13 protein-coding genes and 1 riboswitch are annotated in these 24,384 nt (G+C 70.0%); all 13 genes read left to right on the top strand.

Annotated features, from left to right (window positions below):
* Positions 1–30 precede the first annotated feature (30 nt).
* Positions 31–840: an alpha/beta fold hydrolase gene (locus tag ACXMYJ_RS00975; RefSeq protein WP_460353332.1), complete on the top strand. Its 810-nt coding sequence runs from the start codon at positions 31–33 to the stop codon at positions 838–840.
* Positions 837–1,859, top strand: a complete 1,023-nt coding sequence (locus ACXMYJ_RS00970) for a zinc-binding dehydrogenase (protein ID WP_460353330.1) — start codon at positions 837–839, stop codon at positions 1,857–1,859. The genes ACXMYJ_RS00975 and ACXMYJ_RS00970 overlap by 4 nt, the downstream gene beginning before the upstream one ends.
* A gap of 100 nt (positions 1,860–1,959) precedes the next feature.
* Positions 1,960–2,487, top strand: coding sequence for a flavin reductase family protein (locus tag ACXMYJ_RS00965; RefSeq protein ID WP_460353327.1), 528 nt, complete (start codon positions 1,960–1,962; stop codon positions 2,485–2,487).
* Complete coding sequence (locus tag ACXMYJ_RS00960; RefSeq protein ID WP_460353325.1) at positions 2,484–3,932, top strand: 4-hydroxyphenylacetate 3-hydroxylase family protein; 1,449 nt, start codon at positions 2,484–2,486, stop codon at positions 3,930–3,932. Before ACXMYJ_RS00965 ends, ACXMYJ_RS00960 begins: the two co-directional genes overlap by 4 nt.
* Positions 3,929–4,348: a RidA family protein gene (locus ACXMYJ_RS00955; protein WP_460353322.1), complete on the top strand. Its 420-nt coding sequence runs from the start codon at positions 3,929–3,931 to the stop codon at positions 4,346–4,348. The genes ACXMYJ_RS00960 and ACXMYJ_RS00955 overlap by 4 nt, the downstream gene beginning before the upstream one ends.
* Entirely contained in the window at positions 4,345–5,022 is a 678-nt protein-coding gene (locus tag ACXMYJ_RS00950; RefSeq protein ID WP_460353319.1) for a DUF1028 domain-containing protein, read from the top strand. Before ACXMYJ_RS00955 ends, ACXMYJ_RS00950 begins: the two co-directional genes overlap by 4 nt.
* Positions 5,012–6,142 (top strand): M20 family metallopeptidase, encoded by a 1,131-nt coding sequence (locus tag ACXMYJ_RS00945; protein WP_460353316.1) that lies wholly within the window; start codon positions 5,012–5,014, stop codon positions 6,140–6,142. The genes ACXMYJ_RS00950 and ACXMYJ_RS00945 overlap by 11 nt, the downstream gene beginning before the upstream one ends.
* 14 nt (positions 6,143–6,156) lie before the next feature.
* Positions 6,157–6,254: riboswitch (glycine riboswitch) on the top strand.
* Between the two features lie 155 nt (positions 6,255–6,409).
* Positions 6,410–9,259, top strand: a complete 2,850-nt coding sequence (gene gcvP, locus ACXMYJ_RS00940; protein ID WP_460353313.1) for an aminomethyl-transferring glycine dehydrogenase — start codon at positions 6,410–6,412, stop codon at positions 9,257–9,259.
* A gap of 30 nt (positions 9,260–9,289) precedes the next feature.
* The gene (locus ACXMYJ_RS00935) at positions 9,290–10,027 is read left to right on the top strand and encodes a thioesterase II family protein (protein WP_460353311.1); all 738 of its coding nucleotides are present in this window, start codon (positions 9,290–9,292) and stop codon (positions 10,025–10,027) included.
* Between the two features lie 553 nt (positions 10,028–10,580).
* Positions 10,581–12,359 carry an AMP-binding protein gene (locus tag ACXMYJ_RS00930; RefSeq protein WP_460353309.1) on the top strand — a complete coding sequence of 593 codons (1,779 nt, stop codon included), beginning with the start codon at positions 10,581–10,583 and terminating at the stop codon, positions 12,357–12,359.
* Positions 12,356–17,824, top strand: a complete 5,469-nt coding sequence (locus ACXMYJ_RS00925; protein ID WP_460353306.1) for a beta-ketoacyl synthase N-terminal-like domain-containing protein — start codon at positions 12,356–12,358, stop codon at positions 17,822–17,824. The genes ACXMYJ_RS00930 and ACXMYJ_RS00925 overlap by 4 nt, the downstream gene beginning before the upstream one ends.
* A gap of 60 nt (positions 17,825–17,884) precedes the next feature.
* A complete protein-coding gene (locus ACXMYJ_RS00920; RefSeq protein WP_460353303.1) occupies positions 17,885–19,615 on the top strand; it encodes an AMP-binding protein in 1,731 nt (576 codons plus the stop codon).
* Positions 19,612–24,384, top strand: coding sequence for an SDR family NAD(P)-dependent oxidoreductase (locus ACXMYJ_RS00915; RefSeq protein WP_460353301.1), 4,773 nt, complete (start codon positions 19,612–19,614; stop codon positions 24,382–24,384). Before ACXMYJ_RS00920 ends, ACXMYJ_RS00915 begins: the two co-directional genes overlap by 4 nt.

The raw sequence follows: 24,384 nt of genomic DNA, 5'->3' as shown, positions 1-24,384 counted from the left end.
CTGTATCACCGAAACGTAATTGGAGGATTTGTGAGCGGCACCGAGCCGACACCGATGTACGTCGAAACACGTCTGGGGCGAATGCATGTCGCCACAGTCGCCGGGACGGCGGAGCAGCCGTGCCTGGTGCTGCTGCACCAGACTCCCCGCAGCTGGGACGAGTTCCGGGCCGTGGCCGGAATGCTCGACGGCTACCGCATCGTGATTCCCGATCTGCCCGGTTACGGCGCATCACAACCGTTGGCCGACAACACGATCGAAGCGACTGCCGCGGCGGTGCTGGCCACCCTGGACGCGCTGCGGGTGCCTTCCGCCCACTTCGTCGGACACCATTTCGGCGGGCTCGTCGCCTACCAATTGGCCGTCTCGACGCCGGAAAGGGTGCTGTCGCTGGTGCTCTCGTCCACCCCGTTCATCGACGCCCAGGAACGCGAGCGTCGGCGCACCGCGGCTGCGTTCAACTACGTCCCGGTGCAGCCCGACGGGGAACACCTGGCCCAACTGTGGCGCAGGCGGGGCGAATACATGGCGCACCTGGACCCCGATGTGCGTGCCCGCTACATCCGCGACGTGCTGGCCCACCCGGACCCCGACCGCGGACATGCGGCGGTGGCCGCGTACCGCTCAGAGGACGGAGTGGGTCGATACGGCGGGCCCGTGTTGTGCCTGGCCTCCGCGCGCGACCCACGGGCCTTTCCGCGCCGGGCGCAGATCCTGACCGCGTTCCCACAGGCCACCGAGCGCGTGCTGCCCGACGGCGACATCTCCAGCCCGGAGACCTGCCCCGCCGAGTTCGCCCAGGCGGTGCTGGACTTCCACGTCGGCGAGGGGCTGCGATGAGCGCGGACATGCTGGCCGCGGTGCTGTGCGACGCAGGCGGACCCGAACCGTTGCGCATCCGGTCGGTCCCGGTCCCGCAACCCGGCCCCGGTGAGGTCCTGGTGGCCGTCGCCGCTTTCGGGCTCAACAATGCCGAGATCCTGCAGTGCCGCGGCGCGATGCCCGCACCGCCCGGCGGGATTCCGGGCCTGGAGTGCGCGGGATCGGTGGTGGCTGTCGGGGCGGAGGTGACCAGCCCGCGCCCCGGCGACCGGGTCGCGGTGCTGGCGCGGGCGGGCACCTACGCCGAGTACGTCGCCGTCCCTGCCGGGGCGTGCCTGCGGATTCCCGACGAACTGGACACGGTGACCGCCGCAGCGCTGCCGGAAACCGCCGCGACCGCTTGGTGGAACCTGGTGCATCGGGGCAGGTTGCGGCCAGCGGAGAAGGTGCTGATCCATGGCGCGGCCGGGGGAGTCGGGTCACTGGCGGTCCAGCTGGCTCGGGGCCTGGGCGCCACGGTCATCGGCACCGCGCGGGGTCCCGCGAAAACGGCGCTGTGCGCCGAACTGGGCTGTCACCACGTGATCGACTACGGCGCCGAGGATGTGTTCGCCACGCTGCGCCGGATCGCTCCCGGCGGCGTCGACGTCGTCCTCGACAACCAAGGGGCAGCCACCGTCGCCGACAACATCGCCGCACTGGCGCCGAAGGGACGCCTGGTCGTGGTCGGGGTGGCGTCCGGGACCGACGCGGCAGTGGACCTCGGGGCGTTGATGGCCGGCGCGGCGGAGATCTCGTCATCCAGTCTGGGCCGCCTCGACGACGACACCCGCAACGCGCTCTGCCGGGAGATCGAGACCGAGGTGCTGCCGAAGGTGGTGGCCGGAACGGTGCACCCCGTGCTGGATGCCATTTCGTTCACCTTCGACGAGATCGCGCTGGCCCTAGGGCGATTCGGCGCACCAGAGCGCGTCGGGAAGGTCACGGTGACGATGCCCGGCTGCATCTCGGAAACTGATGCACGCCAACGGAACTAACTCTTTGCCAGATGGCCGGTCGGCGGGCAGCATCGTAGCTGCGGACGCCGAAGCTGCCTTCCGCGATCCCAGCCGAGAATCCGAATTGCGAGGGATGCCAGTGAAATCCACTTTGACGCCGGTCGGCGCGCGGGAGTTCGTCCGCGCCATCAGCTGCGCCGCAACTCCGGTCACCATCGTGACCACCGATGCCGACGGCCTGCGCTGGGGCCAGACCGTCTCGGCGGTGAGCCGGGTCTCCGACGAACCGGCCGTCCTCGGCGTCTGCATCAACCGCCGCAGCCCCATCAACGCGGCGATCAGTGCGCGCGGGTCCTTCAATGTGTCGCTGCTCGGACCCGAACATCACAGCGCCGCAGACAGTTTCGCCGGGCGCGGAAACCCCGGCCGGCCGCCGTTCACGTTCCTCGACGACGAGTGGCACCCGGGGTTCAACGGATTGCCGGTGTTCGTCGACAGCGTGGCCGCCTTCGAATGCGAGCTGCACAGCATCACCGATGTCGGCTCCCACCACCTGTACCTCGGCGAGGTGCGCCACGTCGCACACACCGACGCCGAACCCCTGCTGCACATGCGCGGCAGCTACCGCACTCTCGCCGCCCACCCCATGGAAGGACACCACGCATGATCAAGACCGGAGACGAGTACCGGGAATCCATCAACACCGGTCGGGAGATCTACATCGACGGCGAACAGGTGCATGACGTCACCAAGCACCCGATGTTCGCCCCGATCGTCGACATCCGAGCCCGCATCTACGACCTGGCGCACGAGGCGGCCACCCAGGACGTGATGACCTATGTCGACGAGAACGGCGAACGCAACGCGATCGCCAACAAAATGCCAAGGACCCAACAGGATTGGCAGGACAAGCGGCGCGCCATCGACGTGGTGCTGGACGAGGCGCGCGGGGTGGTGACCCGGGTCGGCGACGAGACCATCGGTGAGATGTGGGCCCTCTACGACGGCCAGGACGTGCTCAACGAAGTGGATCCCCGCTTCGCCGAGAACATCCGGCGGCACGTGCAGAAGGCGGCCACCGGGGACCCGTTCCACATCTCGGCCAACACCGATCCCAAGGGCGACCGCTCCAAGCGGCCCCAGGACCAGGACCCGGACATGCTGCTGCACGTGGTCCGCGAGACCGACGACGGCATCATCGTGCGCGGCGCCAAGTACGAGACCGCCGCCCCGTACGCCACCCAGGCCTACACCAAGCCGACCATCGCCAACTGGGGCGACGCGAAACTCTCCGACTACGCGGTGGGTTTCATCGCCGACCTGAACGCGCCGAACCTGAAGTTCATCTGCCGCACCGGATTCGCCGGCCGCCGCGACGCCGCGGACTACCCGCTGTCCAACCGGGTCGACGAGGTCGAGTCCCTGGTGATCTTCGACAACGTGCTGATCCCGTGGGACGACATCCTGTTCTACCGGCACACGCGCGCGGCCACCTTCGTGCGCAGCTGCCTGCACCGCTACAGCGCGCTGCCCTATGTGCACCGGTCGATCCGGTTCGCCGACCTGATGATCGGCGCCGCCCTGTTCAACGTGCGCCAGACCGGCCTGGACAACAACCCGGCGGTCCAGGAGAAGCTGGCGATGCTGGCCTGCTACCGCGAGGGCATCGACGCGCATTTGACCGCGGCCATCGCGACCGCCGAGACCAGCCCGGGCGGGCTGCTGATGCCCAACCAGTCGCTGCTCTACGCGGGCCGCGTGTGGGCGCAGACCCAGCTGCCGCAGATGATGCACTGGGCCCGCGAACTGTGCGGCGGGCAGATCTGCATCACCCCGGACTCGGCCACGTTCGGGATGCCCGGCGCCGCACCGTGGCTGGAGAAGTACTACTCGATCACCGACGAGTGGCAGGCCGACGACCGGCGCAAGCTGCTGGCCTTCGCCCGCGACCTGCTCAACAGCGACTACGCCGGACACCGGCTGACGTTCCAGCTGTTCGCCCAGGCGCCGCCGTTCGCGCACTACCAGGCCGTCTACCGCAACTTCGACTTCGACGGGCCACTGGCCATGGTGAAGGCGGCCGCGGAGCTGTCGGATCGGGTGGGCGCGTGAAGCACAAACGCATCCGGCCGTTCAACACCCGCGACACCTACCCGGAGCAGAACCTGGACAACGACCTGTGTCAGGCCGTCGTCGCCGGTGACACCGTCTACGTGCGCGGGCAGATCGGCCAGAATCTGGACACCTCGGAGAATGTCGGCGTCGGTGATGTGGCCGCCCAGACCGAACAGGCGATGTCCAACATCGCCACCCTGCTCGCCGAGGCCGACGCGACGCTGGACGACATCGTCAAGGTGACCATCTACCTGGTTGATCCGCGCTACCGGGAGACCGTGTACCGGGTGATCGGCCGCTGGCTCAAAGGTGTGCACCCGGTGTCGACGGGCCTGGTGGTCAGCGCGCTGGCGCGGCCCGAGTGGCTGGTCGAGGTGGACGTGATCGCCGTCCGGCAGCAGGTGAGCTCGTGACGTTCTCGATGGCGGCGCTGGACCACGACACCGGCGCGTTCGGCATGATCATCACCTCCTCGTCCCCGGCCGTGGCCTCCCGGTGCCTCAACATCCGGCCCGGCCTCGGTGCGGCGGCCAGCCAGAACGTCACCGATCCCCGGCTCGGCGGGCAGCTGCTGGACCGGCTCGCCGCCGGCGACGACGCCCGATCGGCGCTGGACGCGGTGGTGGCCGGCCACGAACTGCGCGACTACCGGCAGCTGACGGTCCTGGACCGGGCCGGCCGCTCCGCGGCGTTCAGCGGCGCAGGCGCCCTCGGCGTGCACCATCACGTGGCCGGCGACGGCGTCGTCGCGGCGGGCAACATGCTGGCCAGCCCCGCCACCGTCACCGAGCTGATCCGCGGATACGAGACCTCGACCGCGTCCGAGTTCGAACGCCGCCTGCTCGACGGACTGTCCGCCGCGATGGCCGCCGGCGGCGAGGAGGGACCGGTGCACGCGGCGGGTCTGCTGGTCTACCGCGAGGTCGAGTGGCCGGAGACCACGCTGCGGGTGGACTGGGCCGACGACGATCCGTACACCCGGCTGGCCGAGCTGTGGGCGGTGTGGGAACCCCAGCGCGACGACTACGTGCGCCGCGCGCTGGATCCGTCCGCCGCCCCCAGCTTCGGGGTGCCCGGTGACCTCTAAGGCCCTCGCCCAGGAGCATCTGGCGCGCAACTGGGAGCTGGTGCGCGGCATCAGCACCCGGTTGCACGCCGACCCGGAACCCGCGTGGCAGGAGGTCCGGGCGCACCGGATGCTCACCGCTCTGCTGGCCGAGCGCGGCTTCAGCGTCGACGACCGCGCAGGCGGACTGGACACCGCCTTCCACGCCCGCGCGGGCACGGGTCCACTGCATGTCGCGTTCGTCGCCGAGTACGACGCCCTTCCCGGTCTCGGGCACGCGTGCGGGCACAACCTGATCGCGGCGTCGGCGCTCGGGGCAGCACTGATGGTGCAGGCCGCCGACGAGGGCCGTGAGATGACCGTGCACGTCCTGGGCACCCCCGCCGAAGAAGGCGGCGGGGGCAAGATCCTGATGCTCGAGGCCGGCGAGTTCGACGGGCTGGATGCGGCGCTGATGATGCATCCGGGCCCGGTCGACGCGCCGCGGGCCGAGCCGATGGCGGTCGCGCACTGGCGGGTCAGCTATCGGGGAGTCAGCGCGCACGCAGGCACCTACCCGCATCTGGGGGTCAACGCCGCCGATGCGTTCACCGTCGCCCAGGTGGCCATCGGCCTGCTGCGCCAGCAGCTGCCGTCGACGGCGCGGGTGCACGGGGTGGTCACCGAGGCCGGGACCGCGCCCAACGCCATCCCGGCCGAGGCGTCGGGACGCTGGTATGTGCGCGCTCGCTCGCTGGCCGACCTCCGCGACATCGAGAAGCGGATCCGGGCCTGTTTCCAGGCCGGTGCCGTCGGCACCGGATGCGAGCTGGAGATCGAGCTGGAGTCCCCGCCGTACTCGGAGTTCCGCACCGACGGCGAGATCCTCGACATGTTCGTCGCCAACGCCGCGCTGCTGGGCCGGGACATGACCGCCGAAGCTCCCGACGGCGCGGCGGCGATGAAGACGGCGTCGACCGACATGGGCAACGTGTCGCAGGCGGTGCGCGCGATCCACCCCTATCTGGGTATCGGATCGCTGCCCGCGGTCAACCATCAGCGCGAGTTCGCCGACGCGGCGATCGGCCCGGCCGCCGACGCGGCGCTGCGCGATGGCGCGACCGCGCTGGCATGGACGGCGCTCGATCTGGCGCAACGGTAATATTGCTGACGCATCGCCCTTGTGCGGGAGAGTTCCGTGGCCGCCAGCCACGGACGCCGAAGGAGCAACACCTCTCCGTCAACCTCTCAGGCCCCCGGACCGCGCCAGGCCCCGATGCCTCTGGAAAGTGGTGCCCCAGGCACCCGCCCATGGGGAAAGGCTCGGTCCGGCACGCGGGTCGCGCCGAATCTCTCAGGCAGCCCCGTCCGGGCCGACGACAGAGGGGGAGGAGCCGCGTTCGTCTGCGCCCCCGGGAGATGTCCTCACGTGTCTGATCAGTCCCGCACCCTTTCGTTCGTCGACCGCCACATCGGGCCCGACGCCCCCGCCCTCGACACGCTGCTGAACACCATCGGGGTCAGCTCCCTGGACGAACTCGCGGCCAAGGCGCTGCCAGCCGGGATCCTGGACTCTCTGACGGCGGCCGGTATCGCGCCCGGGCTGGAGCATCTACCGCCGGCGGCCACGGAGGCCGAGGCGCTGGCCGAGCTGCGGGCGATGGCCGATTCGAACACCGTCGCGGTGTCGATGATCGGGCAGGGCTACTACGACACGCTGACCCCGCCGGTGCTGCTGCGCAACATCATGGAGAACCCGGCCTGGTACACCGCGTACACGCCGTACCAGCCCGAGATCAGCCAGGGCCGGCTGGAGGCGCTGCTGAACTTCCAGACGATGGTCACCGACCTGACCGGCCTGGAAGTCGCCAACGCATCGATGCTCGACGAGGCGACCGCCGCCGCGGAGGCGATGACGCTGATGCACCGCGCGGTGCGCGGCCCGGCCCAACGCCTGGCCGTCGATGTCGACATCTATCCGCAGACCGCGGCGGTGCTGGCGACCCGCGCCCAACCGCTGGGCATCGAGATTGTCACGGCCGACCTGCGTCAGGGCCTGCCCGAGGGAGATTTCTTCGGCGTGATCACCCAGCTGCCGGGCGCCGGCGGTGCCGTCAACGACTGGTCCGCGCTGGTCGAGCAGGCCCACGAGCGCGGCGCGCTGGTGGCCATCGGGGCGGACCTGCTGGCTCTGACCCTGATCGCCCCGCCCGGTGAGATCGGCGCGGATGTCGCGTTCGGCACCACCCAGCGCTTCGGCGTGCCGATGGGCTTCGGCGGCCCGCATGCCGGATACCTGGCGGTGCATTCCAAGCAGGCCCGCCAGCTGCCCGGCCGGCTGGTCGGGGTGTCGGTCGACGCTGACGGTTCACCGGCCTACCGGCTCGCGTTGCAGACCCGCGAACAGCACATCCGCCGCGACAAGGCCACCAGCAACATCTGTACCGCGCAGGTGCTGCTGGCCGTCATGGCGGCGATGTACGCGAGCTATCACGGCGCGGACGGGCTGCGCGCGATCGCGCAGCGCGTGCACGACAAGGCAAGGACGCTGGCGGCGGGCCTGACCGCCGCGGGCGTCGAGGTGGTGCACGGGTCGTTTTTCGACACCGTGCTGGCCCGCGTGCCGGGACGCGCGGGCGCGGTCCGCTCCGCCGCCAAGGAGCGCGGCATCAACGTCTGGCTCGTCGACGACGACCACATCTCGGTGGCGTGTGACGAGGCGACCACCGACGGCCACATCGCCGATGTGCTCGGCGCGTTCTCGGCCGAGGCGACCGCGGGGGAGTACGCCGGACCATCGATCACGACGCGGACCTCGGAGTTCCTGACCCATCCGGCGTTCACCCGGTATCGCAGCGAGACCGAGATGATGCGGTATCTGCGGTCTTTGGCCGACAAGGACATCGCGCTGGACCGCAGCATGATCCCGCTCGGCTCCTGCACCATGAAGCTCAATGCGGCCGCCGAGATGGAGTCGATCACCTGGCCGGAGTTCGGCCGCCAGCACCCGTTCGCCCCCGCCGCCGATACTCCGGGGCTGCGCCGGCTGATCGCCGACCTACAGGCATGGCTGACCGCCATCACCGGGTACGACGAGGTCTCGCTGCAGCCGAACGCCGGATCGCAGGGCGAGTACGCGGGCCTACTCGCGATCCAGGCCTACCACTGCGCTCGCGGGGACACCGAGCGCACCGTGTGCCTGATCCCGTCCAGCGCGCACGGTACCAACGCGGCGTCCGCGGCGATGGTCGGCATGAAGGTCGTCGTGGTGGCCTGCCGCCCCAACGGCGATGTCGACCTCGACGACCTGCGCGCCAAGGTCGCCGAGCACGCCGACCGACTGTCGGCGCTGATGATCACCTATCCGTCGACCCACGGGGTGTACGAGCACGACATCGCCGAGATCTGCGCCGCGGTGCACGACGCCGGCGGGCAGGTGTATGTCGACGGCGCCAACCTGAATGCGCTGGTAGGACTGGCCCGCCCTGGCCGGTTCGGGGGCGACGTCAGCCACTTGAACCTGCACAAGACCTTCTGCATCCCGCACGGCGGGGGAGGCCCCGGCGTCGGCCCGGTCGCGGTGCGCGCGCATCTGGCGCAGTACCTGCCCGGCCATCCGCTGGCCGAGGAACTGTCCGACGAGCACACCGTGTCGGCGGCGCCGTACGGGTCGGCCTCGATCTTGCCGATCACCTGGGCCTACATCCGGATGATGGGCGCCGAGGGTTTGCGGTCGGCGACGCTGGTGGCGATCGCGTCGGCCAACTACATCGCCCGCAGGCTCGACGAGTACTACCCGGTGCTCTACACGGGCGAGAACGGCATGGTCGCCCATGAGTGCATCCTCGATCTGCGCTCGATCACTAAAGCCACCGGAGTCACCGTCGACGACGTCGCAAAGAGGTTGGCCGACTACGGCTTCCACGCCCCCACGATGAGCTTCCCCGTCGCGGGCACCCTGATGGTCGAGCCGACCGAGAGCGAGTCGCTTGCCGAGATCGACGCCTTCTGTGAGGCGATGATCGCGATCCGCGGCGAGATCGACAAGATCGGGTCCGGAACGTGGTCGGTGGACGACAACCCGTTGCGCGGTGCGCCGCACACCGCGCAGTGTCTGCTCGTCGGCGATTGGAACCACCCGTACAGCCGCGAGCAGGCGGCCTATCCGTTGGGCACGTCGTTCCGGCCGAAGGTGTGGCCACCGGTGCGCCGCATCGACGGCGCCTACGGCGACCGCAACCTGGTGTGCTCCTGCCCGCCGGTGGAGGCGTTCGCCTGACCGGCACCGGCGGGCGATAGGGTGACCGGCATGACGGGAGCCCCTGGGGAGACTGCAGGCCAGCCGAAGTTGTTCATCTTCCCGCACGCCGGCGGTTCGGCGCAGTACTACGTACCGTTCGCCAAGACCTTCACCACCGACATCAAGCGGGTCGCGGTGCAGTATCCCGGCCAGCGTGGCAAGCAGGACTTCGCGTCGTTCACCAGCCTGCCCGCGCTGGCCGACGAGGTGTGCAAGATGGTCTCCCCGGACAAAGAAGGCGGCGTCCACGGACCTCCCATCGCCTTCTTCGGGCACAGCATGGGAGGTTTGCTGGCGTTCGAGGTGGCCCGCCGCTTCGAGGAGGCCGGACGGCCGATCACCGCGCTCTTCGTCTCGGCGGTCGCCGCACCCGGCCGAGTGGGTTACGAAGACATTCCCGACGACGACGAGGGTCTGCTGGCCGCAGTCAGCTCGATGACGGGCGCCAACCCGGAGTTCATGGAGAACCCGGAGTTCGCGGCGGCGATCCTGCCGACGCTGCGTGGCCTCAAGGCGATCGCCAACTACACCTGCCCGCCGGAGGTGAGGCTCTCGGCGCCGATCCACGCGTTCTTCGGCGATGACGACGAGATCGCCACGGCAGAGAAGGTGAAGCCGTGGAGTGAGCGGACCACCGCCGAGTTCACCGCGCGGGAACTGCCCGGGCACCACTTTTACCTCAATGATCACCTCGACGACGTCGTGCCCGACATCGAAGCCAAGCTCTGGGCGCAGATATCCCCATAGCGCACACGCTGTGGTTTTCACCACAGGAGTCACACGCATCGCTCGCCCGCAGCGGCGCGTCGCACCCCCGTGCGGAGCCGGCCGGCGCACCCGTCTGCCACCGGCACGGGCCCACAACTTACCGGCGAGTCAGATATTTAATTGACGCGAGCGTGCGATCTCGGCAAACGCCTTACGCGCGCGTCAAGACGATCCGAGCACTGTTTTCGTCGACGCCGTCGGCGTAACCGCGTACCCGCACGTCACACCCATGGAGCAACCCGGATACCTGGTGTCAAGTGGGCTGTTTCTACGCCTGGCAAAACTGTGAGCACGCTGTACATCGGGCGGGAAGTGCTTCCCTATGCACAAAACGGGCGAAAAATGCCGGAATCCGCCAACTTCCCTCTGGCAAGCATGTCGTGGTCTAATCCATGGTCGGATTGCTCAACAAAATTGACGGGTCAGTGTTAGCCTTCCGGCGAGCGGGGGAATGTGCGGCCAAGAGCTGCGAAGGGGTCATCCATCCACGGCGATGAAGCCGGGGCGCGGAAGATAGTGAAAGGACGTCGCCATGCCGTTGCTTGAGTCGACCATTCCCGGCCTGCTCGCCGAGCGTGCGCGCCTGCAACCCGATGACGTGGCCTACACGTTCATCGATTATGACGTCGACCCGGCGGGCTTCGCCGAATCGCTGACGTGGTCTGAGGTTCACCACCGGGTTCAGGTGGTCGCCGAGGAGCTGCTCCGCCACGGTTCCAAGGGTGATCGGGCCGCGATCCTCGCGCCCCAGGGCCTGGAGTACATCATCGCCTTCTACGGCGCGATGGCCGCCGGTTTCATCGCCGTGCCGCTGCCGGTGCCGGCCATGGGCCAGCTCGACGAGCGCGTGAACGGCGCGCTGCGGGACTGCCAGCCGGTGGCCGTGCTCACCACCTCGGCCGTCGTCGGCGACATCATGACCTATGTCGGCGGGCTTCCGGGCGGGACGCCCCCGGCCGTGATCGAGGTGGACGCACTCGACTTCGATTCGCCACGCACGGTCGAGGTGAACGTCGGGCCCCTGCCCAAGACCGCCTATCTGCAGTACACCTCGGGCTCGACGCGGTCGCCGGCCGGCGTGATCATGACCCACCGGAACGTGATCGCGAACCTCGAGCAGATCTTCACCGACTACATGTCGCACCGTGGCGGCGTGCCGCCACAGGACACCACGATGGTGTCGTGGCTGCCCTTCTATCACGACATGGGCCTGATCCAGGGTGTGTTCGCCACGCTGTTGTGCCCGCCGGACGGCCCGGCCGGCACCTGGGGCCGGCCCGCGGTGCTGATGAGCCCGGTGGCCTTCCTGCAGAAGCCGGCGCGCTGGATCCAGCAGCTCGCGATCAACCCCCACTCGTGGTCGGCCGCGCCGAACTTCGCCTTCGAGCTGTCGGTGCGACGCACCTCCGACGCCGACATGGAGGGCCTGGACCTGGGCGACGTGCTGGGCATCATCAGCGGCAGCGAACGCATCCACTCGGCGACAATCCGCCGCTTCAACGAGCGCTTCGCACAGTTCAACATGCCGGACACCACCGTGCGGCCGTCCTACGGGCTGGCCGAGGCCACCCTGTATGTGATCTCGGCGCCGACCGGGCACACCCCGGCGACGGTGCGATTCGACTACGAGAAGCTCTCCGCCGGCCATGCCGAGCGCTGCGGCTCGGAGTCGGGCACCGAACTGGTGAGCTACGGCACGCCGCGCTCGTCCACCGTGCGGATCGTTGATCCCGAGACCCGCACCGAGAACCCGGACGGCAAGATCGGCGAGATCTGGGTGCACGGCGAGCAGGTCGCGTCGGGCTACTGGCGCAACCCGCAGCAGACCGAGCGCACCTTCGGTGGCGAGATCGTCAACCCGTCCGAGGGCACCCCGGTGGGCCCGTGGCTCAAGACCGGCGACCTCGGCGTGATGTCCGAGGGCGAGATGTTCATCATCGGCCGGATCAAGGACCTGCTGATCGTCGACGGGCGCAACCACTATCCGGACGACATCGAGGCCACCATCCAGGAGATCACCGGCGGCCGGGTGGCGGCGATCTCGGTGCTCGACGACACCAGCGAGCAGCTCGTCGCCATCGCCGAGCTGAAGAAGAAGGGCAGTTCCGACGCCGAGGCCCTGGACAAGCTGCGGGCCGTCAAGCGAGAGGTCGCCTCGGCGATCAAACGCTCACACAGCGTGCGCGTGGCCGACCTGGTGCTGGTGGCACCCGGTTCCATCCCCATCACTACTAGCGGAAAGATTCGGCGCTCGGCCTGTGTCGACAGGTATCGACAGGACGAGTTCAGCCGGTTGGACGTCACTACATGACCTCTGCTTTCGACGAGGACGCAATCCGGCACTGGTTGGTCGACTATCTGGTCACCAACATCGGTTGCAGTCCCGACGAGATCGATTTCAATGCCCCTCTGAGCGACCTGGCCGTCGGCTCCAGCGACGCCGTCGTGCTGACCGGCGAACTCTCCGAGTTGCTGGGCCGCACGGTCTCGCCGGTGGAGTTCTGGCAGTACCCGACGATCAACGCGTTGGCGAAGTTCCTCACCGGCGGTGAGGTCGAGCCCGCTGCCGAGGCGCCCGTGGTACGCGAGTACAGCACGGACGACGAGCCGATCGCGGTGATCGGGCTGGGCTGCCGGTTCCCGGGTGGCGCCGATCTCGAGGGCAACATCGCCGGCCCGGACGCGTACTGGCAGTTCCTGATGGACGGCCGGTCGTCGGTGCGTCAGGTGCCGGAGGACCGCTGGGAGTCGTTCCAGATCAACACCCCGGAGGCGGCCGCCGCGCTGGCCGGCACCACCCGGTGGGGCGCGTTCCTGCGCGACCTGGATGCCTTCGACGCCGAGTTCTTCGAGATCTCGCCCAGCGAGGCCGACAAGATGGACCCCCAGCAGCGGCTGCTGCTCGAGGTCACCCAGGAGGCGCTGGAGAACGCCGGTATCCCGGCCCACACGCTGCGGCATTCACAGACCGGCGTGTTCGCCGCGGCGTGCCTCGGCGAGTACGGCTATCTGTCCACTGTCGATCTCGGTGACGTCGACTCATGGTCGGGCACCGGCGGGGCGTTGAGCATCATCGCCAACCGGGTGTCGTACTACTTCGATCTGCGCGGCCCGTCGGTCACCATCGACACGGCATGCTCGTCATCCCTGGTCACCATCCACCTGGCCTGCCAGAGCCTGCGCTCGGGCGACTCGAACATGGCGCTGGCCGCGGGAGTGAACCTGCTGCTGTCCCCGGCGGTCACCCGCAGCTTCGATCAGCTCGAGGCGATGTCGCCGACGGGTCAGTGTCACGCATTCGACGCCAGCGCCGACGGTTTCGTCCGCGGCGAGGGCTGCGGGGTGGCGGTGCTCAAGCGGCTGTCCGACGCGCAACGCGACGGCGACCGCATCCTGGCCGTCATCCGCGGCTCGGCCGTGAATCAGGACGGCCGCTCCAACGGGCTGATGGCGCCCAACCCGGCCGCGCAGATGGCCGTGCTGCGGTCGGCGTACTCGGCTGCGGGCATCGAGCCCCGTGAGGTCGACTACGTCGAGACCCACGGCACCGGCACGCTGCTGGGCGATCCGATCGAAGCCCGGGCGCTGGGCACCGTGCTGGGCCGCGGTCGACCCGCCGACGCGCCGCTGCTGCTGGGGGCGGTGAAGTCGAACCTGGGCCATCTGGAGGCCGCCGCGGGTATCGCCGGGTTCGCCAAGGCGGTGCTGGCGTTGCAGCACCACACGATTCCGGCCAACCTGGGCTACCAGCAGCCCAACCCGCACATCCCGTTCGACAACCTGCGACTGAAGGTCGTCGCCGAGCACACTGAATGGCCTGCCCAGCCGGGGCGGCCGCGGCGGGCGGGGATCTCGTCGTTCGGGTTCGGCGGCACCAACGCCCACGTCGTGATCGAGCAGCCGCCGGTGTCCGCGCCGGCGCCGGCCGGAGAATCCGGCGCTGTCACCACGCTGGTGGTGTCCGGGCGCTCACCGGAGCGGATCGCATCGCAGGCGGCGACGCTGGCCGAGTGGATGGCCGGCCAGGGCGCCGACGTCCCGCTGGCCGAGGTCGCGCACACGCTCAACCATCACCGCACCCAGCACAACAAGTTCGCCACGGTCGCCGCACGTGACCGCGACCAGGCCATCGCAGGCCTGCTGGCGCTGGCCGCCGGGCAGAGTGCGCCCGGGGTGGTGTCCGCCCCGACAGCCGCACGCAAGCCGGGCACGGTGTTTGTGTATTCCGGGCAGGGTTCGCAGTGGCCGGGGATGGCCCGCGGGCTGTTGGCCGAGGAACCGGCCTTCGCTGCGGCTCTGGCCGAGATCGAACCGGTCTTCGTCGAGCAGGTGGGCTTCTCGCTGCACGACGTCATCGCCAACGGGGACACCGTCAGCGGCGACGCGCAGGTACAGCCGGTGCTGATGGGGCTGCAGCTGGCCCTGACCGAGCTGTGGCGCTCCTATGGCGTGCATCCCGACGCGGTCATCGGCCATTCCATGGGCGAGGTCACCGCCGCCGTCGTGGCCGGCGCGCTGAGCCTTTCGGACGGACTGAAGGTGATCGCCGCCCGTTCGTCGATCATGTCCCGGCTGGCCGGCCAAGGCGCCGTCGCGCTGATCGAGCTCGATCCGGAGGCCGCCGCGGCGTTCGTGGCGGACTATCCCAGCGTCGAGATCGCCGGCTATGTGTCGCCGCGCCAGACCGTGGTGGCCGGCCTGCCCGACCAGGTCGACGCCGTTATCGCCGCCGTCACCGCCCAGGACCGGTTTGCCCGCCGCGTCAACATGGAGGTGGCCTCGCATACCGCGCTGATGGACCCGGTGCTGCCGGATCTACGCGAGGCGCTGGCCGGGCTGACCCCGCGGACGCCGAACCTGCCGTTCCTGTCGACGGTCACTGACCCGGACGGCGAACCGACCCTCGATGCCGACTACTGGGTGGCCAACGTGCGCCGGCCGGTCAAGTTCAGCCAGGCCATCGAGGCCGCCGCGGCCGAGATCGGCACGTTCATCGAGGTCAGCGCCAACCCGATCCTGACCTATGCGGTCAACGACACGCTGGCGTCGGCGAGCCACGTCAGCCTGGGCACGCTGGCCCGCGACACCGACGACACGCTGACGTTCCACACCGCACTGAACGCGACGTCCACCACCCACGCGCCGGAGACGCCGCACCGCGGCGAGCCGCACGTGCCGCTGCCGACCACGCCGTGGCACCACACCCGCCACTGGGCCATCCGCAAGCAAGCACCCTCGGGTGCGTCGGCGCCGAGCCCGGACACGGTGCTCGGGTCACACACCGCCGTCGCGGGCCCCCATCCGGGACACCTGTGGCAGGCCCGGCTGGCGCCGCAGGCGCGGCCGTACCCGAACTCGCACAAGTTCGCCGGGGTCGAGATCGTTCCGCTGTCGGTGCTGCTGCAGACGCTGTCGCTGGCTGCATCCCGCACCGGCGCGTCCGCGGTGACCGACGTCCGGTTCGACTTCCCGATCACCGTCGACGGGGCGCGCCTGGTGCAGGTGTTCAGCGACGGTGACACGATCACGATCTCGTCGGCGCCCGCCGGCGGCGACGAGGACGCGCCGCAGCGCTGGATCCGGCATGTGAGCGCACGGCTCGCCCACCGGGTCACCGACGGCTCCGCGCCGGCCGTGCCGTCCTCGGCCTACGATCCGGCAGCCCTGACCGAACTCTACAACGCGTGGGGTATCGAGGGCCTGGCCTACCCGTGGACCGTCGCGTCGCACGAGAGCGCGTCGGGCGAGCTGCGCACCGTGGTCGAGCTGGCCTCCGGAGCGCCGGCGGGCCTGCTCGACGCCGCGGTCAATCTCGGCCGGCTCGTCGACTCCTCGACGCCGGGCCTGATGGTGCCGTCCGCTGCGGACAGTGTCCGGTGGGAAGGGGCGAAAGCCGTCACCCGCGCCGTCGTCACGGCGCACAACCGTGGGCGCGACGGCGACGACCTGGTCGTCGACCTCACCCTCAGCGGCGAGGACGGCACGCGCTACGCCCGGATCTCCGGGCTGCGCTACACGCCCGTCGAGATCGGCTCGGTCACCGCGTCGGCCGCCGCGGATCCGCAGCGCGTCGCACACCGGCTCGACTGGCAGCCGTGGACGCCGGACGACGAGGCCCGCACCGACACCGGTCCGGTCGCGGTGGTCGGTGCCGGCGAGACCGCGCGGGCGGTGCGTGACGCGGTCACCGCCGCCGGGCATGCCGAGGCCGACGTGGCCGACGCCCGCTTCGTGGTCTACGTCGCCGAGCCGGGCCCGGTCGACGGCGATCAGGCCGACAGCGATCAGGACGCCGCGGTGCGGTTGATCACCGAGGTGGCAGAGCTGGTCGGCACGCTCGCCGACCGCGAGCCGCGCCATCCGGCAACGCTGTGGATCGTCACCCGCGGGGTGTACGAGTCCGCATCCCCGGCAGCTCTGCGACAGAGCCCGCTGTGGGGTCTGGCCGGGGTGGTCGGTGCCGAGCAACCCCAGCTGTGGGGCGGCCTGGTCGACCTGCCCGCCGAGCAGCCGTCGGCCGAGTCGTTCGCGGCGGTGCTGCCGACCCCGGTCAAGTCGGTGGCGATCCTGCGGGACGGAGCGCTGCGCACGTCGGCGCTGGCCGAGATCGGCGACGCCCCCGTCCGGGACACCCTGCGGTGCCGGCCGGACGCGGCGTACCTGATCACCGGCGGTATGGGGGTGTTGGGCCTGCTGATGGCCGACTGGCTGGCCGACCGCGGCGCACGACGCGTGGTGCTGGCCGGCCGTACCGCGATGCCGCCTCGCCGCAGCTGGGACGACGCCACCGACGACGCCATGCGCCAGAAGATCAGCGCGATCCGTGCACTGGAGCAGCGAGGCGTGGCGGTCGACACCGTGGCCCTCGACATCGCGTCCGCCGACGCGGTGACCGCGATGCTCCAGCGGCGCGACGCGGACGGCGCGCCGCCGATCCGCGGCGTCATCCACGCCGCGGGCATGACCGAGGCCCAGCTGCTCACCGAGATCGAGGCTGACCGCGTGCACCGCACAGTGTGGCCGAAGATCGCCGGTGCGACGGTGCTCGACGAGATCTTCCCGGTCGGCAGCCTGGACTTCCTGTACCTGGCCGCCTCGGCCGGTGCGGTGTTCGGCATCCCCGGGCAGGGCGCCTACGCGGCGGGCAACGCGTACCTCGACGCGCTGGCGCGGTCACGGCACAGCCAGGGCGACAACACCGTCAGCCTGGACTGGGTGGCCTGGCAGGGGCTCGGCTTCGGCAGCGAGGCCCAGGTGGTGATCTCCGAGCTGGAGCGCGTCGGATCACGCCCCGTGATGCCTGCCGAGGCGTTCGCGGCGTGGGACTTCGTCACCCGCTTCGACATCGCCCAGGCCGTGATGGCGCCGATGCAGTCCGCAGAGGATGCCGCGGCGGTCACCTCCGACACGCACCGGGCCGCGCCGACCCGCGACTGGGCGGCGATGACCCCCGAGGAGCTGCGGTCCGAACTGGAGGAGGGGCTGCGCGGCATCCTGGCCACCGAGCTGCGGCTGCCCGAGAGCGACGTCCACACCGATCGGCCCTTCGCCGAGATGGGTCTGAACTCGGTGATGGCCATGTCGATCCGCCGCGAGGTGGAGCGTCTGGTCGGGTTGGAGTTGTCGGCGACGATGCTGTTCAACCACCCGACGATCGATTCGTTCGCCGGCTACCTGGCCGCTCAGCTGGCCCCCGACACCGGCGGTGACGACGATGTGAACGACGAGTCGGGCGACAGCTTGCTCGACTCGCTGTTCGACAGCGTTGAGAACTGATTTCCCTGATTGCCCCGATGCACGAGACCATGTCGGGAGACGATTGAAAGGATGTAGGAGATGGCGTTGTCTGAAGCCACGATCCCAGCGGTCCTCGCCGACCGCGCGCAGCAGCAGCCCGACGACATCGCGTACACCTTCGTCGACTACGAAGTTGACCCGGCAGGTGTCTCCGAGAGCCTGACATGGTCGGAGGTGCACGAGCGCGCGCTGATCGTCGCCGAGAAGCTGGCCAAGCTCGGTTCGCCGGGGGACAGGGCGGTCATCCTGGCTCCGCAGAGCCTGGAGTACATCATCGGATTCCTCGGCGCGATCGCGGCCGGGTTCATCGCGGTGCCGCTGTCGATGCCGCAGACCCGCCACCACGACGAGCGCGTGACAGGCGCCATGAAGGACTCCACCCCGGTGGTGGTGTTGACCACCTCGGCGGTGGTCGACGAGGTCCGCAAGTACGGCCAGGCCGACCCGAAGCAGCGGCCGCCGAAGTTCCTCGAGGTCGACACGTTGGACTTCGACTCTGCGGCCAAGGCGGCCCCGCCGGCCGCGTTGCCCAAGACGGCCTATCTGCAGTACACGTCCGGCTCCACCCGGCAGCCCGCCGGCGTGGTGGTCACCCACAAGAACGTGCTGGCCAATCTTGAGCAGCTGCTCGCCGACTACTACGAGGCCTATCCCGACGGAGTGCCGGCGGACACCACGATCGTGTCGTGGCTGCCCTTCTACCACGACATGGGGCTGATCGTCGGAGTGTTCATCCCGATGATGCTGGGCCGCCCGGCGGTGCTGATGAGCCCGGTGGCCTTCATGCAGAGACCGGCCCGCTGGATGCAGCAGCTGGGTTCGCACCCCAGCGCGTTCACCGCCGCGCCGAACTTCGCGTTCGAGCTCGCCGTGAAGCGCACCAAGGACGAGGACCTCGCCGGTAAGGACCTCAGCTCCGTCGTGGTCATGATCAACGGCGCCGAGCGCGTGCACGGCGCGACGGTGCGGCGGTTCAACGAGCGCTTCGCCGCGTTCGGCCTGCCCGGCTCGGCGATGCGGCCGTCCTACGGCCTGGCCGAGGCCACCGTGTACGTGGTGGCGTCCGCGGGCGGCCGACCGCCGACCGCGGTGCGCTTCGACTTTGAGAAGCTCGCCGCCGGGCACGCCGAGCGCTGCGACGATGAGAACGGCGCCGAACTGATCGGATGCGGTGTGCCGCGGTCGACGACGGTGCGCGTGGTCGATCCCGACGCCCAGACCGAGAACCCCGCCGGCAAGATCGGCGAGGTCTGGCTGCACGGCGAGCACGTGGCGGCCGGCTACTGGCACAACCCGAAGCTGAGCGAGCTGTTCGCCGCGCAGCTCGCCGAGCCGAGCGCCGGTACTCCCAAGGGCCCGTGGTTGCGCACCGGCGACCTCGGTGTGATGTTCGACGACGAGCTGTACATCATCGGGCGCATCAAGGACCTGCTGATCGTCGACGGGCGCAACCACTACCCGGACGACATCGAGGCCACCGTCGCCGAGTTCACCGGCGGCCGGGTCGCGGCGATCTCGGTGCCGGACGAGGCCACCGAGAAGCTGGTGGTGATCGCGGAGCTGAAGAAGCAGCTCGACGAATCGGTGCTGGAGTCCGTCAAGCAGCAGGTGACATCGGCGATCTCGATGACGCACAGCGTGCGGCTGTCCGACTTCGCATTGGTGGCGCCGGGTTCACTGCCGCTGACCACCAGCGGGAAGGTGCGCCGCGCGTCCTGCGTCGAGCTGTACCGCTCCGAGAAGTTCAGCCGTCTGGACGCCACTACATGACGTCTGCCTTCGACGAGGCTGCTGTACGTCGCTGGTTGATCGACTATTTGGTCACGAACAACGGTTGCAGTCTCGAGCACATCGAACGCGGTGCCTCGATGCACGATCTCGGGGTGGGGTCCCGCGATGCGGTGGTGCTCACCGGTGTCCTCTCCGAATTCCTGGGCCGCACCGTGTCCCCGGTCGACTTCTGGCAGTACCCGACGGTCGACGCGCTCGCCAAGTTCCTGACCGGCGGTGAGGTCGAGCCCGTCGACCCGGGCCCCGGAACGGACCGCCCGGCGTCGATGAACGAGCCGATCGCGGTAATCGGGCTGGGGTTGCGGCTGCCCGGCGGTGACGACGTCGACGGCAACATCGCCGGCCCCGACGCGTACTGGCGGTTCCTGATGGAGGGCCGCTCATCGGTGCGGGAGGTGCCGGAGGACCGCTGGTCGTGGTTCGACGACGGCACCCCCGAGGGCGCCGCCGCGCTGGCCGGCACCACCCGGTGGGGCGCGTTCCTGCGCGACCTGGACGCCTTCGACGCCGAGTTCTTCGAGATCATCCCCCGTGAGGCGACCCGGATGGACCCGCAGCAGCGGCTGCTGCTCGAGGTCACCCACGAGGCGCTGGAACACGCCGGTATCGCGGCCGATGCGCTGGCCGAGACGGCCACCGGTGTCTTCGCCGGGGCGAGCGCCGCCGATTACGCCCAGCTCGGGTCGACGGACCTGAGCGGCATCGACGCCTGGTACAGCACCGGCGGGGCGTTGAGCATCATCGCCAACCGGGTGTCGTACTACTTCGATCTGCGCGGCCCGTCGGTCACGGTGGACACCGCATGTTCGTCGGCTCTGGTGGCGATCCACCTGGCCTGCCAGAGCCTGCGCTCGGGCGACTCGGAACTGGCGCTGGCCGCCGGGGTGAACCTGCTGCTGTCCCCGGCGCCGACCCGCAGCTTCGACCAGGCCGAGGCGATGTCGCCGACGGGTCAGTGTCACGCGTTCGACGCCGCCGCCGACGGTTTCGTGCGCGGCGAGGGCTGCGGGGTGGCGGTGCTCAAGCGGCTGTCCGACGCGCTGCGCGACGGCGACCGCGTGCTCGCGGTCATCCGCGGATCGGCGATCAACCAGGACGGTCGCTCCAACGGGCTGATGGCGCCGAACCCGTCGGCGCAGATGGCGGTGCTGCGCGCCGCCTACGCGGCGGCCGGAGTGGATCCCCGCGAGGTCGACTACGTGGAGGCGCACGGCACCGGCACGCTGCTGGGGGATCCGATCGAGGCCCGGGCGCTGGGCACCGTGCTGGGCAAGGGACGTCCAGCCGACGCGCCGTTGCTGCTGGGGGCGGTGAAGTCGAACTTGGGCCATTTGGAGGCCGCGGCGGGTATCGCCGGGTTCGCCAAGGCGGTGCTGGCGTTGCAGCACCACAGGATTCCGGCCAACCTGGGCTACCAGCAGCCCAACCCGCACATCCCGTTCGAGAAGTTGCGACTGAAGGTCGTCGCCGAGCACACCGAGTGGGCCGCGGCGGGGCGGCCGCGGCGGGCGGGGATCTCGTCGTTCGGGTTCGGCGGCACCAACGCCCACGTCGTGATCGAGCAGCCGCCGGTGCTGCCGCCGGCGCCCGCCGACGAGCCGGAAGCCGTCACGACGCTGGTGGTGTCGGGCAAGACCCCGGAGCGGATCGCGTCACAGGCCGCGATGCTGGCCGAGTGGATGGCCGGCGAGGGCGCCGACGTGCCGGTGGCCGAGGTCGCGCACACGCTCAACCATCACCGCACCCAGCACGCCAAGTTCGCCACGGTGGCCGCACGTGACCGCGACCAGGCCATCGGCGGCCTGCTGGCGCTGGCAGCGGGCCAGTCGGCGCCCGGCGTCGTCGGTGCGGCCGACGGGAATCCGAAGCCGGGCACGGTGTTCGTGTATTCCGGGCAGGGTTCGCAGTGGCCGGGTATGGCCCGCGGGCTGTTGGCCGAGGAACCGGCCTTCGCTGCGGCTCTGGCCGAGATCGAACCGGTCTTCGTCGAGCAGGTGGGCTTCTCGCTGCACGACATCATCGCCAACGGGGACACCGTCAGCGGCGACGCGCAGGTACAGCCGGTGCTGATGGGGCTGCAGCTGGCCCTGACCGAGCTGTGGCGCTCCTATGGCGTGCATCCCGACGCGGTCATCGGCCATTCCATGGGTGAGGTCACCGCCGCCGTCGTGGCCGGCGCGCTGAGCCTTTCGGACGGACTGAAGGTGATCGCCGCCCGTTCGTCGATCATGTCCCGGCTGGCCGGCCAAGGCGCCGTCGCCCTGCTGAACCTGGCCGCCGACGAGGCCGCGGCGCGCATCGCCGCGCATCCCAGCGTCGAGATCGCCGGGTACCTGTCGCCGCGCCAGACCGTGGTGGCCGGCCTGCCCGACCAGGTCGACGCCGTCATCGCCGCCGTCACCGCCCAGAACACGTTCGCCCGCCGCGTCAACATGGTGGTCGCGTCGCACACCGCGCTGATGGACCCGGTGCTGCCCGAGATCCGGGAGGCGCTGGCCGGCATCGAGCCCAACATCCCGGCACTGCCGTTCCTGTCGACGGTCACCGAGGCGGGGGATGCGCCGACGCTGGACGCGGACTACTGGGTGGCCAACGTGCGCCGACCGGTCAAGTTCAGCCAGGCCATCGAGGCCGCCGCCGCCGGCCACGGGACGTTCATCGAGATCAGCCCGCACTCGACGCTGGGGCAGGCGATCGCCGACACGTTGGCCGACGTTCCGGATCACCGCACGATCGGCACGCTGGCCCGCGACACCGACGACGCGGTGACGTTCCGCGCGAACGTGAACGCCACCCACACGTCGCGGCCCCCGCACACCGCCCATCGCGCCGAACCGCACGTCGTGCTGCCCACGACACCGTGGCTGCGCGGCCGGCACTGGGTGGACGTGCGTCCGCTGCGCCGCGGCGGTGCGGCGCGTGGCGGTGCGTTGCCGGCGGACAGCGCGGTGCCGCCGGAGTGGTTCTGCGAACTCACCTGGCCGGCCAAAGTTCTTGCCGCACAACCTGATTCCGCATCCGCCGGGGACGCAAGCTGGGTGGTCGTCGGCGACGACGCGCTGGCCTCTGAGATGGGCCGGCTGCTCGGCCGTCCCGTCGCCACCGGCGACGGCACCGACCTCGCCGGTGCCACGCACGTGGTGTATGCGCCGACGGGCGGGGACGAGCTGGGCTACGACATCTTCGAGACCGGCCGCACGATCGCGTCGACCGCGACGACCGCGGCCGGTTCGGGGGCGGCTCCGCAGTTGTTCCTGTTGACGCGCAACGCCCAGCCGGTCGAGGTGGGGGACCGCGCCAACCCCGCCCAGGCCGTGCTGTGGGGTCTGGGCCGCACGCTGGCGCTGGAGCACCCCGAGATCTGGGGCGGGGCCATCGACATCGACGAGTCGGTGCCCGCCGTGGTCGCGGCGAGGTGGGTGCTGGCCGAGGCGCACGCCGATGACGGGGAGGACCAGGTGGTCTACCGGGCCGGCACCCGTCGGGTGGCCCGGCTGATGCACGCGCTGCCTCCGGCCTCGGCCGGCGCCGAGACCCTCGACGCCGACGGCGCACATCTGGTGATCGGCGCGACCGGCAACATCGGTCCCGGCCTGATCGAGCAGCTCGTCGCGATGGGCGCGAAGACCGTCGTCGCGGTGTCGCGCAACCCGGGCAACCGGCTCGACGAGCTGACCGCGCGGCTGGCCGAATCGGGCGCCACGCTGGTCACCGCCGCCGCAGACGCCTCGGACGAGACGTCGCTGCGCGCGGTGTTCGACCGGTTCGGCGCCGACCTGCCGCCGCTCAAGGGCATCTACCTCGCGGCGATGAGCGGCGGTCCGGTCACGCTGGCCGAGATGAGCCGCGACGACGTCGTGGCGATGTTCCGGCCCAAGATGGACGCCGTCGCCCTGCTGCACAAGCTCTCGCTCGGGCATCCGGTTGAGCAGTTCGTGCTGTTCTCGTCGATCTCCGGTGTGCTCGGGTCGCGCTGGCTGGCCCACTACGCGGCCACGACGACGTTCCTGGACACGTTCGCGTTCGCCCGCCGCGCCGCCGGTCTGCCGGCGTGCGCGATCAACTGGGGCCTGTGGAAGTCGCTGGCCGACGTGCAGACCGGGTTCGAGCGGCAGGCCACCGGGGAGTCCGGGCTGGAACCGATGGACGACGCGGTGGCGATCACCGCGTTGCGTTCCTTCGTGGGACCGCAGGCGCCGGCCCGCGCGACCGTGGTGGCCGCGGACTGGCCGCGGCTGGCCGCCGCTTATCACACCCGGGCGCAGCTGCACATTCTCGACGACCTGCTCGCCGAGGAGACCTCTGCGAGCCAGGTTTTGCTGGCAGGGGACACCCGATTTCGCCAGGAGCTGAAAGAGTGTGAGCCGCAGCGGCGCCTGGAGTTGCTCACCGACCACGTGTTGGCGCAGGTCGCGGCCGCAATGGGCCTTGCCTCGACCCACACGCTGGACCCGACGGTCGGGTTCTTCCAGTTCGGAATGGATTCGCTGATGAGCGTAACGTTGCAGCGTTCGCTGAGCGAGAGCCTAGGTGAGGCGCTGCCCGCGTCCGTGGTCTTCGACTATCCGACCGTCGAAGCGCTCACCGATTATCTGGCAACGGTGCTTCCTGAGATAATCGAGACCGCCGGTACCGAGGGTGGGGACCACGCCAATGACGGCGTGGGAGGCGAAGGGGTCGATGAGGACGCCTACGACGACCTTGCCGAGGACGAACTGCTGGCGAGACTTTCGGAAAGATTGAGTTGA

The organism is Mycobacterium sp. ZZG, assembly GCF_054786995.1.
Note: the sequence above shows the minus strand (reverse complement) of the source record. Positions and strands in the feature narration are given on the sequence as shown.

Bases quoted from the DNA above. Each gene is read 5' to 3' on its own strand.
- ACXMYJ_RS00970 (WP_460353330.1), top strand. From the start codon at position 837: ATGAGCGCGGACATGCTGGCCGCGGTGCTGTGCGACGCAGGCGGACCC.
- ACXMYJ_RS00960 (WP_460353325.1), top strand. From the start codon at position 2,484: ATGATCAAGACCGGAGACGAGTACCGGGAATCCATCAACACCGGTCGG.
- ACXMYJ_RS00935 (WP_460353311.1), top strand. From the start codon at position 9,290: ATGACGGGAGCCCCTGGGGAGACTGCAGGCCAGCCGAAGTTGTTCATC.
- ACXMYJ_RS00930 (WP_460353309.1), top strand. From the start codon at position 10,581: ATGCCGTTGCTTGAGTCGACCATTCCCGGCCTGCTCGCCGAGCGTGCG.
- ACXMYJ_RS00925 (WP_460353306.1), top strand. From the start codon at position 12,356: ATGACCTCTGCTTTCGACGAGGACGCAATCCGGCACTGGTTGGTCGAC.
- ACXMYJ_RS00920 (WP_460353303.1), top strand. From the start codon at position 17,885: ATGGCGTTGTCTGAAGCCACGATCCCAGCGGTCCTCGCCGACCGCGCG.
- ACXMYJ_RS00915 (WP_460353301.1), top strand. From the start codon at position 19,612: ATGACGTCTGCCTTCGACGAGGCTGCTGTACGTCGCTGGTTGATCGAC.